This is a genomic window from Pseudomonas sp. KBN10P06128, from assembly GCF_037574945.1.
Taxonomy (GTDB): Bacteria; Pseudomonadota; Gammaproteobacteria; order Pseudomonadales; family Pseudomonadaceae; genus Pseudomonas; species Pseudomonas aeruginosa.
Window position 1 is genome coordinate 131,435 of sequence record NZ_JBBELR010000001.1, and the last position, 14,529, is coordinate 145,963.

12 protein-coding genes are annotated in these 14,529 nt (G+C 68.6%); 9 read left to right on the forward strand and 3 right to left on the reverse strand.

Going from position 1 to position 14,529, the window contains the following annotated elements:
* Positions 1-5: 5 nt before the first annotated feature.
* The 3 genes from tssK to tagH are packed head-to-tail and all read right to left on the reverse strand — an operon-like array spanning position 6 to position 3,340.
* Entirely contained in the window at positions 6-1,340 is a 1,335-nt protein-coding gene (gene tssK / locus VQ065_RS00580; RefSeq protein WP_003115052.1) for a type VI secretion system baseplate subunit TssK, read from the reverse strand.
* Between the two features lie 15 nt (positions 1,341-1,355).
* Positions 1,356-1,820, reverse strand: coding sequence for a type VI secretion system lipoprotein TssJ (gene tssJ, locus VQ065_RS00585; RefSeq protein WP_003083660.1), 465 nt, complete (start codon positions 1,818-1,820; stop codon positions 1,356-1,358).
* Between the two features lie 44 nt (positions 1,821-1,864).
* Positions 1,865-3,340, reverse strand: a complete 1,476-nt coding sequence (gene tagH / locus VQ065_RS00590) for a type VI secretion system-associated FHA domain protein TagH (protein WP_034021140.1) — start codon at positions 3,338-3,340, stop codon at positions 1,865-1,867.
* Positions 3,341-3,707: 367 nt separating this feature from the next.
* Between tagH and tssA the strand changes: the two genes are divergently transcribed.
* The 9 genes from tssA to tssH all read left to right on the forward strand — a co-directional run bounded on the left by tssA (position 3,708) and on the right by tssH (position 14,513).
* Positions 3,708-4,742, forward strand: coding sequence for a type VI secretion system protein TssA (tssA, locus tag VQ065_RS00595; protein WP_003083664.1), 1,035 nt, complete (start codon positions 3,708-3,710; stop codon positions 4,740-4,742).
* Positions 4,743-4,830: 88 nt separating this feature from the next.
* Positions 4,831-5,349 (forward strand): type VI secretion system contractile sheath small subunit, encoded by a 519-nt coding sequence (tssB, locus tag VQ065_RS00600; protein WP_003083666.1) that lies wholly within the window; start codon positions 4,831-4,833, stop codon positions 5,347-5,349.
* A 12-nt stretch (positions 5,350-5,361) separates the two neighbouring features.
* On the forward strand, positions 5,362-6,858 hold the full coding sequence (tssC, locus tag VQ065_RS00605) for a type VI secretion system contractile sheath large subunit (protein WP_003083668.1): 1,497 nt from the start codon (positions 5,362-5,364) through the stop codon (positions 6,856-6,858).
* A gap of 75 nt (positions 6,859-6,933) precedes the next feature.
* A complete protein-coding gene (gene hcp, locus VQ065_RS00610; RefSeq protein WP_003083670.1) occupies positions 6,934-7,422 on the forward strand; it encodes a type VI secretion system receptor/chaperone Hcp in 489 nt (162 codons plus the stop codon).
* A gap of 167 nt (positions 7,423-7,589) precedes the next feature.
* A complete protein-coding gene (gene tagJ / locus VQ065_RS00615; RefSeq protein WP_003119488.1) occupies positions 7,590-8,435 on the forward strand; it encodes a type VI secretion system accessory protein TagJ in 846 nt (281 codons plus the stop codon).
* A gap of 1 nt (position 8,436) precedes the next feature.
* Positions 8,437-8,946 carry a type VI secretion system baseplate subunit TssE gene (tssE, locus tag VQ065_RS00620; RefSeq protein WP_003083674.1) on the forward strand — a complete coding sequence of 170 codons (510 nt, stop codon included), beginning with the start codon at positions 8,437-8,439 and terminating at the stop codon, positions 8,944-8,946.
* Positions 8,943-10,802, forward strand: a complete 1,860-nt coding sequence (gene tssF, locus VQ065_RS00625; protein ID WP_003083676.1) for a type VI secretion system baseplate subunit TssF — start codon at positions 8,943-8,945, stop codon at positions 10,800-10,802. The genes tssE and tssF overlap by 4 nt, the downstream gene beginning before the upstream one ends.
* Positions 10,766-11,812: a type VI secretion system baseplate subunit TssG gene (tssG, locus tag VQ065_RS00630; RefSeq protein WP_003083679.1), complete on the forward strand. Its 1,047-nt coding sequence runs from the start codon at positions 10,766-10,768 to the stop codon at positions 11,810-11,812. The genes tssF and tssG overlap by 37 nt, the downstream gene beginning before the upstream one ends.
* The gene (gene tssH, locus VQ065_RS00635; protein ID WP_003083682.1) at positions 11,805-14,513 is read left to right on the forward strand and encodes a type VI secretion system ATPase TssH; all 2,709 of its coding nucleotides are present in this window, start codon (positions 11,805-11,807) and stop codon (positions 14,511-14,513) included. Before tssG ends, tssH begins: the two co-directional genes overlap by 8 nt.
* Positions 14,514-14,529 lie beyond the last annotated feature (16 nt).

Genomic DNA, 14,529 nt, shown 5'->3' on the forward strand with positions numbered 1-14,529 from the left:
GTTGCTTATCCTCGAATGGCCCAGAAGGCCAGGTTCAGCCCGGGGAACTGGCCGGCGATGTGGAAGGCGAAGCCGCCGGAGTGCGTCAGCTGCTTCCAATGCGCGCTGCCGCGGTCCAGTTCGAAATAGGTGGAGCCGGCGTGGTAGGGGATCTGCCGCGGCGCCACCGGCATCGGCAGCAGGCCGATACCCGGCAGTTGCAGGTTGACCAGGTCGCGGATGTGCTCCACCGAGCCGACCTTGGCCTGCTGCGGGAAGTGCCCGCGCAGGCTCTCGCCGGGGACGTCGGCGCGCACCACCAGGACGAAGCTGGCGTTGTCGATCAGGCTGCGGTCGCTGAGCATCGCGACGTGCACGCCGTAGGCCTTCTCGACGATCGGGATGGCGATCGCCTTGGCGTCGATCACCGTCGCCAGCGCCTGGCGCAGGGCGAGCATCACCGGGGCGAAGCTGGCGGCCAGGTCGTCGTGGTTGTACACAGGGTACTCCTCGGGACGCCGCTGGCTGGCGGTGAAGGTGCAGAACTCGCCGGCCAGGGCCACCAGTTCGCGGTACAGCTCCTGCGGGTGCAGCGGGCGCACGCGGGACAGGTGACCGGTGAGGGCCTCGGCGCGGTTGACCAGTTGCAGCAGCAGGAAGTCGGCGATTTCCGAGGCGCCCCCGGCGCTGGAGGCCACCACCCGCCCGGCGAGGGCTTCGCCGCGCTGGTGGAGCAGGCCCAGCAGCTCCTTGGCGAAGGACGCCAGGGGCGGCGCGGCGGCAATGTCGAGTACCGGCGGCAGGTAGTCCTCGTCCAGGCTCAGGGCCTGGTCCGCGCGCTTCTCGCGGACCCGCGCGACGCCCACCGCGGCGTATTCGCCGAGGCCGTCGCGCTCGGTCAGCAGGCGGAACGCCTGGCTGCCCAGGGCCACCGGGGCGCGGCTCTCGAAGGCGGCATTGTCGTCGCGCACTTCCTGCACCTGGCTGACGTAGCGGGCGCCGCCGAGGGCCTCGCCCTCCTCTACCGTGTCGCGGGTGCCGACGCGCTTCAGCGGCAGGCCGAGGTAGACGATGCCATCGCGCAGGCTTTCCTCGACATTCAGCGGCGCCGGCGCCGGATCGTCGGCGGGGATGTTGAACGGCGTACCATCCGGCAGCACGCCGCGGGCGCTGACGATGGCCAGCTTGCCCTGGGTCAGCAGGGCATCGTCCAGCTTCAGCTCGGAAAAGCCCCAGCCGCCCGCCAGGAGCGAGCGGCAGCGGCCATCCACCAGGGTTTCCAGGTAGCGGTCGTGCTGCTGGAAATGCTGTGGCCGCAGGAACATGCCTTCGGACCACACCACGCGGTTATTCCAGGACATAGGGACTCCGAAGGTTCAGGGCGCGGGACGCGCGACGATGCCGATGGCCTGCGCGCCGAGCGTGATGTCGAGATGGCTGGTGCGTTGCCCCGGCACGTCGAGGACCTGGCGCCAGGTGGCGCGGTCGAGGTCGCGGTAGGCGGCGACGAAACCGAGCTGGCGGGTCTGCTCGTCGAGCGTGCGTTCGATGCGCCGTTCCTCGCCCGGACGCAGGAGGAACTCGTCCTGCTCCACCAGGTCGCCACCGAGGGTCGACTGGGCGTTGTCGGTGAGGGCGAAGTAGTCGGCGCGGCCGAACGCGGTGTCTTTCTTCAGCTCGTACAGCCGCAGGCGCAGCGGCGCCGCCTGGCCGGCGGCGGACGGGTTGAGGTTCGGTGCGGCGTGGAGCCAGATCACCACCCGGGTCGGCGGGGTTTCCGGCGGGCTGGACGAACAGGCGGCGAGCAGCAGCCCGAACAGCGCGACGATCAGTTTCTGCATGGTGTCGTCCTCATTGACGTTGTTTCTCCTGGTGTTCGTTGGCGTCAGGAACGCCGTAGTCGAGCGCTGTGTTCCTCGTAGGCGCGGCTGAATTCGCGGCCGAAAAGCTCCTGGAAGTCGTCCTCCGCCTCGCGCAGGATCTTCGCGTACAGCTCGGTGAAACTGTCCCAGTTCTGTGCCTGGCGGGCCCCCGGCAGCAGGCCGGAAAGCCCGGCCGGCTTGCCGAAGCGGGCTTCCAGCGCGGCCGGTTCGAAGCGCGCCAGGAGGTGGCGGATGGCGGCCTGCACGCCGGCCATCACCGCCAGCTGGTGCGCCTTGAGGTCTTCGAAGCTGTCGGCCACCGCGCGATCCGGCGCCATGAACGCCTGGTTGTCGCGGCGCAGCAGGAGCAGCATGGCTTCGTCGACGTTCGGCGCGAACTTCAGCGGGTTGTTCTGCACCGGCTGGATCATGGTCTGCGCCATGCGGAACTCGCCCTTCAGGCTGGCCCGCGCGCGCAGCACGTCCACCAGTCCTTCCACCAGGCCGCGATAGCTGCGGCCGATGGCTTCCATCTGCGCTTCGGCGCCGGCCGGGTCGACCTTCAACTGGGTCATGCCGGCGCCGCGCAGGAACGCCTGCAGCAGGTCGCCGCCGGCCGTCGCGGCGGCGCTTGCCGGTGGCGTCGGCGCCGCCACGCTGGCTGGCTGTGGCTGTGGCTGTGGCTGTGGCTGTGGCTGTGGCTGTGGCTGTTGGGTGATCCCCGGGTCGGCGAAGGGCATCGCCAGCGGCGTCGGTTCGGCCGCTGGCTGCGGCTGGACGACGGGCGTGGCGCTTGGCGCGGGCGTGTTGCCGAGCAGTTCGGCGAACGGGTCCCAGTCGGCCGGAATCAGCGGTGCGCCGCCAGCGGGCGGTGGCGCCGGGGTGGTCGCGGGGGGCAGCGGGATCACCGGTTCCGGCGGGCGGAAGTCGTGCTGTTCGGCCGGTACATGGTCCGGACGCGGCGCCGCGCCGGGCGGCGGCGGGGTGAGGAAGTCGAACAGGTCGGGCTTGGTGTCCAGCGGCGAGCCGCCCTGGAAATGCGCCGTCACCGCAGGGTGCGGGGTGGGCGCCGGTTCGGCGAAGGCAGGCGCCGATCCGGCGGCCTGCCGGCTCATCAGGGCGTCGAAGCTGGTGAACGGATCGGTCTGCGGATTGCCGCTGCCGGGCAGGGCGATGTCATGGCCGAGCTGGACGAGGATGTCGTATTCGCCGAGGCGGACGGTCTCGCCGTCCTGCAGCGGCTCGCTGTTGCCGCGGCGCAGGCGGTGCCCGGCATTGACCAGCAGCACGCCGTTGGTGCTGGTGTCGGTGAGGTAGTACACCCCGTCGCGGTTGAGGATGGTGCAGTGGCGGCTGGAGACCAGGCGCTCCGGGTCCGGCAGGACCCAGTCGTTGTCCGGGCCCCGACCGATGGTCAGCTGTCCCTGGTCCAGTACCTTTTCCGAACACTGACCGGGGGTCAGCTTGTGGTAGCTGGTGATGGTCAATCGCAGCGGCATTGCTACTCCTTGCATTGCCAGCGCCCGGCTCTTCCAGGCGCTCACCCCCGTGCCCGAGGGATTTCGGTTCGCATCCAGGCTGGCCCGACGGCTTTCCGGCGTTTCGTCGCCTCGGGAAGACACATCGGGTGGTACCGGATTATAAAAGACTAATCCTACGTCTTTTAAAGATTTGTCCGATCTGCGGTGTCATGCAACTAGTGGCGTTGTGCCTTCCTTGACAAGCCTTGCGGCATGCCTCAAGAATTTTGCCAACCTTTCGAGTCATCCGATATTCATCAATGGCTCCTACAAGATCCGACGGAGTGGATCTTACAAGCGAAGGTGAGGGCCGCGCAGCGGCTCCGATGATAGGGAGATCGTCACCGTGCTGGATGTACCCGTTTTGCTGGCCGCCGTATCCCCGGACTCGCCCTGTGGCGACGATCTGGAGTACGACGCCGCGTTCCTCGAACTCGAACGCATCGCCCAGGGCCAACCCGAGCGCCAGATGGGCGATGCCGTGCTGCCCGCCGAGCCGCCGGAGTGGCCGCGCGTACGCGCGCTGGCCAGCGAACTGTTCGGCCGTAGCAAGGACCTGCGGGTAGCCAACCTGCTGCTGCAGAGCAACGTCGCCCTCGACGGCCTGGACGGGCTCGCCGAAGGCCTGCTGCTGGTCCGCGAGCTGCTCGGCCAGTACTGGGACGGCGTCTATCCGTTGCTCGACGCCGATGACGACAACGACCCCACCTTCCGTATCAACGCCCTCACCGGCCTGGTCGCCGAACCGCTGCTGCAACTGGTCTGGGCGATCCCGCTGGTGCGCTCGCGGGCGTTCGGCCCGGTCAACCTGCGCGCCGCGCTGAACGCCGCCGGGCTGCAACGCTTCGCCAGCGAGACCCTGAGTCCCGAGCAGATCGCCGGCGCCTTCGCCGATGCCGACGCCGATGCGCTGGCCGCCACCCGGCGCGCCCTGGATGGCGCCCAGGAACATGCCCTGGCCATCGAGAGCGGCGTCGCCGAACGGGTCGGCTCGGCCCAGGGACTCGACCTCGGTCCCCTTCGTCAACTGCTGCGCCAGGCCCTCCAGGTGTTCGACCTGTACGGCCCGCAGGGCGCCGGCGAGTCCTTGGCGCCGGGTGCCGAGGCGGTCGCCGACGAGCAGGTGGGTGCCGCGCCTGTCGCAGCCGTCGCCGCGCCGGCACCGCGAGCCAGCGGCGAGATCGCCAACCGCGAAGACGTCCTGCGCCAGCTCGATCGCCTGCTCGAGTATTACGTTCGCCACGAGCCGTCGAGTCCGGTGCCGGTGCTGCTCAAGCGCGCCAAGACACTGGTGACGGCCGACTTCGCCGAAATCGTGAGGAATCTCATCCCCGATGGGATTTCCCAGTTCGAAACCCTGCGAGGCCCGGAAAGCGAGTAACGCCTAGCGGCCGTCCGGGCCAACGCTGCAAGCCGCCGGGGCGATTCCGACGGCGCTAACAACCGCCGTCGCGCGAGGGAGAAACAAGATGGGAAGCACTACCAGCAGTCAGAAGTTCATCGCCAGGAACCGGGCGCCACGCGTGCAGATCGAGTACGACGTGGAGCTGTACGGTGCCGAGAAGAAGGTCCAGCTGCCCTTCGTCATGGGCGTCATGGCCGACCTCGCCGGCAAGCCCGCCGAACCCCAGGCGGCGGTCGCCGACCGCAAGTTCCTGGAGATCGACGTGGACAACTTCGATGCCCGGCTGAAGGCGATGAAGCCGCGGGTGGCCTTCAACGTACCGAACGTGCTGACCGGCGAAGGCAACCTGAGCCTGGACATCACCTTCGAGAGCATGGACGACTTCAGCCCCGCCGCGGTGGCGCGCAAGGTCGATTCGCTGAACAAGCTGCTCGAGGCGCGTACCCAACTGGCCAACCTGCTGACCTACATGGACGGCAAGACCGGCGCCGAGGAAATGATCATGAAGGCGATCAAGGACCCGGCCCTGCTTCAGGCCCTGGCCAGCGCGCCGAAGCCCAAAGACGACGAGCCGCAGGCGTAAGAGGATTCCAGCATGGCCGAATTGAGCACCGAGAACCTGGCCCAGGGCCAGACCACCACCGAGCAGACCAGCGAGTTCGCCAGCCTGCTGCTGCAGGAGTTCAAGCCCAAGACCGAGCGCGCCCGCGAAGCGGTGGAGACCGCCGTGCGGACCCTCGCCGAGCACGCCCTGGAGCAGACCAGCCTGATCTCCAACGACGCGATCAAGTCGATCGAGTCGATCATCGCGGCGCTTGACGCCAAGCTCACCGCGCAGGTCAACCTGATCATGCACCACGCCGACTTCCAGCAACTGGAAAGCGCCTGGCGCGGCCTGCACTACCTGGTCAACAACACCGAGACCGACGAGCAACTGAAGATCCGTGTGCTGAACATCTCCAAGCCGGAGCTGCACAAGACCCTGAAGAAATTCAAGGGCACCACCTGGGACCAGAGCCCGATCTTCAAGAAGCTCTACGAAGAGGAATACGGCCAGTTCGGCGGCGAGCCCTATGGCTGCCTGGTCGGCGACTACTACTTCGACCAGTCGCCGCCGGACGTCGAGCTGCTCGGCGAGATGGCGAAGATCTCCGCCGCCATGCATGCGCCGTTCATCTCCGCCGCCTCGCCGACGGTGATGGGCATGGGTTCCTGGCAGGAACTGTCCAACCCGCGCGACCTGACCAAGATCTTCACCACCCCGGAATACGCCGGCTGGCGTTCGCTGCGCGAGTCCGAGGACTCCCGCTACATCGGCCTGACCATGCCGCGCTTCCTGGCGCGCCTGCCCTACGGGGCGAAGACCGATCCGGTGGAAGAGTTCGCCTTCGAGGAAGAAACCGACGGCGCCGACAGCAGCAAGTACGCCTGGGCCAACTCGGCCTACGCGATGGCGGTCAACATCAACCGCTCCTTCAAGCTCTACGGCTGGTGCTCGCGGATCCGCGGCGTCGAGTCCGGCGGCGAGGTGCAGGGCCTGCCGGCGCACACCTTCCCCACCGACGACGGCGGCGTGGACATGAAGTGCCCGACCGAGATCGCCATTTCCGACCGCCGCGAGGCGGAGCTGGCGAAGAACGGCTTCATGCCGCTGCTGCACAAGAAGAACACCGACTTCGCCGCCTTCATCGGCGCGCAGTCGCTGCAGAAACCCGCCGAGTACGACGATCCGGACGCCACCGCCAACGCCAACCTGGCGGCGCGCCTGCCCTACCTGTTCGCCAGCTGCCGCTTCGCCCATTACCTGAAGTGCATCGTTCGCGACAAGATCGGTTCCTTCAAGGAGAAGGACGAGATGCAGCGCTGGCTGCAGGACTGGATCCTCAACTATGTCGACGGCGACCCCGCCCACTCCACCGAGACCACCAAGGCCCAGCACCCGCTGGCGGCGGCCGAAGTGGTGGTGGAGGAAGTCGAAGGCAATCCGGGTTACTACAACTCGAAGTTCTTCCTTCGCCCGCACTACCAGCTCGAGGGACTGACGGTATCGCTACGCCTGGTATCCAAGCTGCCTTCGGCCAAAGAGGCCTGAGGCATTCAACGACAGCGCCTGCCATGGTGGCGGGCGCTTGCATAGCGTAGTGGCGCGAGCCACACGGGAGGAAAGATGGCTGTTGATATGTTCATCAAGATCGGCGACGTCAAGGGTGAGTCCAAGGACAAGACTCACGCCGAGGAAATCGACGTGCTGGCATGGAGCTGGGGCATGTCCCAGTCCGGGTCGATGCACATGGGCGGTGGCGGCGGCGCCGGCAAGGTCAACGTGCAGGACCTGTCGTTCACCAAGTACATCGACAAGTCCACGCCCAACCTGATGATGGCCTGCTCCAGCGGCAAGCACTATCCGCAGGCGAAGCTGACCATCCGCAAGGCCGGCGGCGAGAACCAGGTCGAGTACCTGATCATCACCCTGAAGGAAGTCCTGGTGTCCTCGGTGAGCACCGGCGGCAGCGGTGGCGAGGATCGCCTGACCGAGAACGTGACCCTGAACTTCGCCCAGGTCCAGGTCGACTACCAGCCGCAGAAGGCGGATGGCGCGAAGGACGGCGGTCCGGTCAAGTACGGCTGGAACATCCGCCAGAACGTGCAGGCCTGATGAGCCGGCTGCCGGTCATGGCGTGGCCAGGCCATGCCGTGGCCGGTGCGAGCGCCCGCCATGCCGGGTGCCGAAGGCGCGCGCGGCGCGCCGCGGACCTCGTCCGCCCGACCTCCTGCCGGAGGTACTGAATTCCACCGGGTCGTCCGTCGCGTCCGCCGGGCGCCATGGCCGACCCTTCATTCGCATCCGGGCGCCTGGGCTCCCGGCTACAGGGAAGTATCGCGATGATCGCCGAAGAACTGTTGCGCGCCGGGCGCCTGGACGATGCCTTGAAAGCCTTGCAGGAACAGGTGCGCAGCCAGCCGTCGAACGCCACCCTGCGGATCTTCCTGTTCCAGCTGCTGGCCGTGATGGGCCAGTGGGCGCGGGCGCAGAACCAGCTCAAGGTGGTCGGCGAACTGGATGCCTCGGCGCTGCCGATGGTACAGACCTACTCCACCGCCATCGACTGCGAGGCGCTGCGCCGCGAGGTGTTCGCCGGGCGCCTGACGCCGGTGATCCTCGGCCAGCCGGCGGAATGGATCGCGCCGCTGTTGCAGGCCCTGAGCCTGGATGCCGAAGGCCACGGCGAGGCCGCCCAGGCCCTGCGCGAGCAGGCCTTCGACGCCGCGCCGGCGGTGCCCGGGCGGATCGGCGAGGCGCCGTTCGCCTGGCTGGCGGATGCCGACACGCGCCTCGGTCCGGTGCTCGAGGTAATCGTCAACGGTCGCTATGCCTGGTTGCCGATGAGCAACCTGCGCAGCCTCAAGGTCGAGGCGCCGAGCGACCTGCGCGACCTGGTCTGGCTGCCGGCCGAACTGACCCTGGCCAACGGCGGCGCCACCGTCGCGCTGCTGCCGGCGCGCTACGCGGAAACCGTCGAGCACGGAGACGACGCCGCGCGCCTGGGGCGCAAGACCGAATGGCTGGACAGCGGCCTGCCGGTCGGCCAGCGGCTGTTCGTCACCGATGCCGGCGAGACCGCGCTGTTCGACCTGCGTGAGCTGGACTTCGAGCCGACGGACGCCTGACATGGCCGAACTGACCCTCCAGGAGCGCCTGCAGCCGTCGCTGCTCGACCGCCTCACCGACGACGAGCCGGGCAACCTCAAGGAAGCCGCGGAGCGCCGGGTGCTGACCCTGAGCCAGCTGAAGGCCTCGGTGCTGCGCGACCTGGCGTGGCTGTTCAACACCACCTCGCTGTTCGACCCCGGCCCCGCCGCACGGATGCCGGCCGGCAACTCGGTGCTCAACTACGGGCTGCCGGCGCTGGCCGGGCACACCGCGTCGAGCGTCGACGTGCATGCCATCGAGGCGCTGCTCACCGAGACCATCGCCACCTTCGAGCCGCGCATCATCCGTTCTTCGCTGCGGGTGCGCGCGCAACTGCTGCCCGGCGAGATGGACCACAACGCCCTGAGCTTCGAGATCGAGGGTGATCTCTGGGCCGAACCGGCGCCGCTGCGCCTGCTGCTGACCACCAACCTGGACCTGGAGACCGGCCACGTGCGCGTCGCCCAGGGCGAGCGGAGGCGTACATGAACCCGCGCCTGCTCGAGTACTACAACCAGGAATTGCAACACATCCGCGAAAGCGCCGCGGAGTTCGCCGAGGAGTTCCCGAAGATCGCCGGGCGCCTGTCGCTGTCCGGCTTCGAGTGCGCCGACCCCTACGTCGAGCGCCTGCTGGAAGGTTTCGCCTATCTCACCGCGCGGGTCCAGCTGAAGCTCGACGCGGAGTACCCGACCTTCACCCACAACCTGCTGGAAATCGCCTACCCGCACTACCTGGCGCCGACTCCGTCGATGACCGTGGTGCAGCTGCGCCCGGACCCCAACGAAGGCGCCCTGAGCAGCGGCTTCAGCGTCGAGCGCGGGGCCTCCCTGCGCGGCCAGCTCGGCCCCGATGACCAGACCGCCTGCGAATACCGCACCGCCCACCCGGTGACCCTGTGGCCGCTGGAAGTGGCCCAGGCCGACTACTTCGGCAATCCCGCCGCGGTGCTCGGCCGCCTCGCCGCCAGCGAGCCGCGGGCCAAGGCCGGCCTGCGCATCCGCCTGCGCAGCGGCGCCGGTATCCCGTTCGACAGCCTGTCGCTGGACGCCCTGCCGCTCTACCTGCACGGCGCCGACGAACAACCCTACCGCCTCTACGAACAATTGCTCGGCAACGCCTGCGCGGTGTTCGTCCGCGCCCCGGACAATGCCTGGGTCGAACGCCTGCCGACGAGCAGCCTGCGTGCGCGCGGCTTCGACGACGAGGACGCGCTGCTGCCGGTGGTGCCGCGGGCGTTCCAGGGCTACCGCCTGCTGCAGGAATACTTCGCCCTGCCGGCGCGCTTCCTGTTCGTCGAGTTCTCCGGCCTGAACCGCGCCCTGCGTCGATGCCACGGCGAGGAGCTGGAACTGGTCGTGCTGTTCGGCAAGCACGACCAGCGCCTGGAGGGCACGGTGGACGCGGAGCAACTGGTGCCGTTCTGCACCCCGGCGATCAACCTGTTCCCGCGCCGCTGCGACCGCATCCACCTGTCCGACCGGGTCAACGAGCATCATGTGATCGTCGACCGCACCCGTCCGCTGGATTTCGAGGTGCATTCGCTGCAACAGGTGAGCGGCCACGGCAGCGGTCCGGAGCAACCCTTCCAACCGTTCTACGCGGTGCGCGACCCGGCGCGCTACGGCCGCGAGCAGGCCTACTTCAGCGTGCGTCGCGAACCGCGCGTGCTGTCCAGCAAGCAGCGGCGCAAGGGCCCGCGCTCGACCTACGTCGGCAGCGAGACCTTCGTCGCCCTGGTCGACGCCAACCAGGCGCCCTATCGCCACGACCTGCGCCAGCTCGGCATCGCCGCGCTGTGCACCAACCGCGACCTGCCGCTGTTCATGCCGATCGGCGCGCACAAGAGCGACTTCACCCTGGAGGACAGCGCGCCGGTCATGCAGGTGCGCTGCCTCGCCGGACCGAGCCGGCCGCGCGCCAGCCGTGCCCACGATGCCAGCGCCTGGCGGCTGATCAGCCAGCTGTCGCTGAACTACCTGTCGTTGGCCGAGCGCGGCCAGGGCGCCGCCGCCCTGCGCGAGCTGCTGCGGCTCTACGGCGACAGCGGCGATCCGGCGCTGCAACTGCAGATCGAGGGCCTGCGCGAGGTCAGCAGCAAGCCTTGCACGCGGCGCCTGCCGATGCCCGGGCCGATCGTCTTCGGCCGTGGCCTGGAGATCACCCTGGACTTCGACGAGAACGCGTTCCGCGGCACCGGGGTGTTCCTCCTCGGCGCCGTGTTCGAGCGCTTCCTGGCACGCTACGTGTCGATCAACAGCTTTACCGAGACGGTGCTGCGCACCGGCGAACGGGGCGAGGTGATGAGATGGCAGGCGAAGCCGGGCAGCCGTCCGAACCTCTGAACCTGCTCGCCGGGATGGCGGCGGCGCCCTGGGACTATGACTTCTTCCAGGCGCTGCGGCGCATCGAGTGCGAGTCGCCGCAACTGCCGCGCCTCGGTCATTCGGTGCGGCTGGCGGACGATCCGCTGCGCCTCGGGCAGAAGCCCGACTGTACCTTCGCGCCTTCGACCCTGGCCTCGGTGAGCCACACCGGCACCGCCGCGACGCCGCGCCTGGACCAGTTCTTCTTCGGCCTCACCGGCCCCAACGGGCCGCTGCCGCTGCACCTCACCGAATACGCCCGGGAACGCCAGCGCAACGTCAACGACGCGACCTTCAAGCGCTTCATGGACGTCTTCCACCACCGCCTGCTGACCCTGTTCTACCGGGCCTGGGCGGAGGCGCGGCCGGAGATCAGCCACGACCGGATCGACGACGACTACTGGTCGGCGCGCCTCGCCGCGCTCTCCGGGCGCGGCATGCCGAGCCTGCGGGGGCGCGAGCCGCTGGCGGACACCGCGCGCTACTACTACACCGGCCACCTCGCCGCGCAGACCCGCTACCCGGACGGCCTGCGGGTGATCCTCGCGGAGTATTTCGAGGTCCCGGTGGCGGTCGAGGAATACGTCGGCCAATGGCTGGAGCTGCCCGAGCGCAGCCGCCTCGGCGTCGACTCGACGAGCCTGGGCATGGACGTCTGCCTGGGCACCCACGTCTGGGACCGCCAGCACAAGTTCCGCCTGCGCCTGGGGCCGCTGGACCTCGATCAATACCAGCGCTTCCTGCCCGACGGCGACCACTTCGTCGAGCTGGCCGCCTGGGTCGCCGAATACCTGGGCGAGGAGCTGGACTGGGACGTCAACCTGGTCCTGCAACGCCACGAAGTACCCCCGCTGGGCCTGCAGGGCGGCGGGCGGCTCGGTTTCAACACCTGGCTGGGCGATCCCGGCCAGGACGCCAGGGATCTACTGCTGGCCCGCCAGTACGCCACTGCGCGGCCGCACGAGCACAAGGAGAAGGAACATGAGTGAGATCAGTCGCGTTGCGCTGTTCGGCAAGCTGAACAGCCTGGCCTACAAGGCCATCGAGGCCGCCACGGTATTCTGCAAGCTGCGCGGCAATCCCTATGTCGAGCTGGTGCACTGGTTCCACCAGATCCTCCAGTTGCCGGACTCGGACCTGCACCAGATCGTCCGCCAGTCCGGGATCGACCCGGCGCGCCTGGCCAAGGACCTGACCGAGGCCCTCGACCGCCTGCCGCGCGGCTCGACCTCGATCACCGACCTGTCCTCCCATGTCGAGGAAGCGGTGGAGCGCGGCTGGGTCTATGGCAGCCTGATGTTCGGCGAGAGCCAGGTGCGCACCGGCTACCTGGTGATCGGCATCCTCAAGACGCTGAGCCTGCGCCATGCCCTCACCGGGCTGTCGGCGGAATTCGCCAAGCTCAAGGTCGAGGCGCTCACCGAGCGCTTCGACGAGTACGTCGGCGCCTCGCCGGAGAACGGCCTGTCGGCCAGCGACGGCTTCAACGCCGGCGCCGCCCCGGGCGAGGCCAGCGGCGCCCTGGCGCCGAGCGCGATGGGCAAGCAGGAGGCGCTCAAGCGCTTTACCGTGGACCTCACCGAGCAGGCCCGCAGCGGCAAGCTCGACCCCATCGTCGGGCGTGACGAGGAGATCCGCCAGTTGGTGGACATCCTCATGCGCCGCCGGCAGAACAACCCGATCCTCACCGGCGAGGCCGGCGTCGGCAAGACCGCGGTGGTGGAAGGCTTCGCCCTGCGCATCGTCGCCGGCGACGTCCCGCCGGCGCTGAAGGACGTCGAACTGCGCGCCCTCGACGTCGGCCTGCTGCAGGCCGGGGCGAGCATGAAGGGCGAGTTCGAGCAGCGCCTGCGCCAGGTGATCGAAGACGTGCAGAGTTCCGAGAAGCCGATCATCCTGTTCATCGACGAAGCCCACACCCTGGTCGGCGCCGGTGGCGCGGCCGGCACCGGCGACGCCGCCAACCTGCTCAAGCCGGCCCTGGCGCGCGGCACCCTGCGCACCGTGGCGGCGACCACCTGGGCCGAGTACAAGAAGCACATCGAGAAGGACCCGGCGCTGACCCGGCGTTTCCAGGTGGTGCAGGTGGACGAGCCGTCCGAGCACAAGGCCATCCTGATGATGCGCGGCGTCGCGTCGACCATGGAGAAGCACCACCAGGTGCAGATCCTCGACGAGGCGCTGGAGGCGGCGGTCCGGCTGTCGCACCGCTACATCCCGGCGCGCCAACTGCCGGACAAGTCGGTGAGCCTGCTGGATACCGCCTGCGCGCGCACCGCCATCAGCCTGCACGCGGTGCCGGCCGAGGTCGACGATAGCCGCCGGCGCATCGAGGCGCTGGAAACCGAGCTGGCGATCATCCGCCGCGAGAGCGCCATCGGCGTCGCCACCGCCGAACGCCAGCGCAACGCCGAGACCCTGCTGGCCGAGGAGCGCGAGCGCCTGGCCGCCCTGGAGCAGCGCTGGGCCGAGGAAAAACGCCTGGTCGACGAACTGCTGGAGACCCGCGCCCGTCTGCGTGCCGCCGCCGAAGCGGTGGACGCCGGCGGCGCGCCGCTGGGCGAAGGCGAGGCGCGTCTCGACGAGGAACAGCGCCAGGCGCTGCATGCGCGGCTGGCCGAACTGCAGGCGCAACTGAGCGCGTTGCAGGGCGAAGAGCCGCTGATCCTGCCGACCGTGGACTACCAGGCGGTGGCCTCGGTGGTCGCCGACTGGACCGGCATCCCGGTCGGCCGCATGGCGCGCAACGAGATCGACACCGTGCTCAACCTCGACCGGCACCTGAAGAAGCGCATCATCGGCCAGGACCACGCGCTGGAGATGATCGCCAAGCGCATCCAGACTTCCCGCGCCGGCCTCGACAACCCGAGCAAGCCGATCGGCGTGTTCATGCTCGCCGGCACCTCCGGGGTGGGCAAGACCGAGACCGCGCTGGCGCTGGCCGAGGCCATGTACGGCGGCGAGCAGAACGTCATCACCATCAACATGAGCGAGTTCCAGGAAGCCCACACCGTCTCCACCCTCAAGGGCGCCCCGCCCGGCTACATCGGCTACGGCGAGGGCGGCGTGCTGACCGAGGCGGTACGCCGCAAGCCCTACAGCGTGGTGCTGCTGGATGAGGTGGAGAAGGCCCACCCGGATGTCCACGAGATCTTCTTCCAGGTCTTCGACAAGGGCGTGATGGAGGACGGCGAAGGCCGGGTGATCGACTTCAAGAACACCCTGATCCTGCTCACCACCAACGCCGGCACCGAGATGATCGCCAGCCTCTGCGCCGATCCGGAACTGATGCCCGAGCCGGAAGCCATCGCCAAGTCGCTGCGCGAACCGCTGCTGAAGATCTTCCCGCCGGCGCTGCTCGGCCGCCTGGTGACCATCCCCTACTACCCGCTCAGCGACGACATGCTCAAGGCCATCTCGCGCCTGCAACTGGGGCGGATCAAGAAGCGCGTGGAGGCGACCCACAAGGTGCCGTTCGAGTTCGACGAGGGCGTCGTCGAGCTGATCGTCTCGCGCTGCACCGAGACCGAGAGCGGCGGCCGGATGATCGACGCGATCCTCACCAACACGCTGTTGCCGGACATGAGCCGCGAGTTCCTCACCCGCATGCTCGAAGGCAAGCCGTTGGCCGGGGTACGTATCAGTAGCCGCGACAACCAGTTCCACTACGACTTCGCCGAGGCCGAGTGACAACCGGCGACACGCA

What these genes read in the sequence shown, in the direction of transcription:
- tssK (WP_003115052.1), bottom strand. Translation starts at nt 1,340, where the DNA reads ATGTCCTGGAATAACCGCGTGGTGTGGTCCGAAGGCATGTTCCTGCGG.
- tssJ (WP_003083660.1), bottom strand. Translation starts at nt 1,820, where the DNA reads ATGCAGAAACTGATCGTCGCGCTGTTCGGGCTGCTGCTCGCCGCCTGT.
- tagH (WP_034021140.1), bottom strand. Translation starts at nt 3,340, where the DNA reads ATGCCGCTGCGATTGACCATCACCAGCTACCACAAGCTGACCCCCGGT.
- tssB (WP_003083666.1), top strand. Translation starts at nt 4,831, where the DNA reads ATGGGAAGCACTACCAGCAGTCAGAAGTTCATCGCCAGGAACCGGGCG.
- tssC (WP_003083668.1), top strand. Translation starts at nt 5,362, where the DNA reads ATGGCCGAATTGAGCACCGAGAACCTGGCCCAGGGCCAGACCACCACC.
- hcp (WP_003083670.1), top strand. Translation starts at nt 6,934, where the DNA reads ATGGCTGTTGATATGTTCATCAAGATCGGCGACGTCAAGGGTGAGTCC.
- tagJ (WP_003119488.1), top strand. Translation starts at nt 7,590, where the DNA reads ATGGCCGACCCTTCATTCGCATCCGGGCGCCTGGGCTCCCGGCTACAG.
- tssE (WP_003083674.1), top strand. Translation starts at nt 8,437, where the DNA reads ATGGCCGAACTGACCCTCCAGGAGCGCCTGCAGCCGTCGCTGCTCGAC.
- tssF (WP_003083676.1), top strand. Translation starts at nt 8,943, where the DNA reads ATGAACCCGCGCCTGCTCGAGTACTACAACCAGGAATTGCAACACATC.
- tssG (WP_003083679.1), top strand. Translation starts at nt 10,766, where the DNA reads ATGGCAGGCGAAGCCGGGCAGCCGTCCGAACCTCTGAACCTGCTCGCC.
- tssH (WP_003083682.1), top strand. Translation starts at nt 11,805, where the DNA reads ATGAGTGAGATCAGTCGCGTTGCGCTGTTCGGCAAGCTGAACAGCCTG.